This window comes from Pelomicrobium sp. G1, assembly GCF_051905455.1.
GTDB lineage: Bacteria > Pseudomonadota > Gammaproteobacteria > Burkholderiales > UBA6910 > Pelomicrobium.
Window position 1 is genome coordinate 1 of sequence record NZ_JBQACR010000436.1, and the last position, 255, is coordinate 255.

1 pseudogene is annotated in these 255 nt (G+C 55.7%); it reads left to right on the plus strand.

Features of this window, described 5'->3' with window-relative positions:
• Positions 1–208: pseudogene (locus ACTFO6_RS19130) on the plus strand (hypothetical protein); the annotation flags it as partial.
• Between the last annotated feature and the right edge of the window lie 47 nt (positions 209–255).

A 255-nucleotide genomic window follows, 5' to 3' on the forward strand; every position in this document is an offset into this window, starting at 1 on the left:
CTGGAAGCACGACCATTGGAAGAAACGCCATCACTGGAAGCACCAAGGCTGGGTGCCTCCCGGGCACCGGTACTACCACTATCACTACTATTACGGGCCGCCGAGGATCATCTACCGGCCGTACTACAAGGAGTACCACCATTACTATCCTCGGCACTACGACCGTTACGGCAGTGATTTCACCATCATCTGGCGCGGCAGTTTCTGAGCCCCCGGAGCGTGAACAGGAAAGGAGGTTGCCATGTGGAAGAAAAA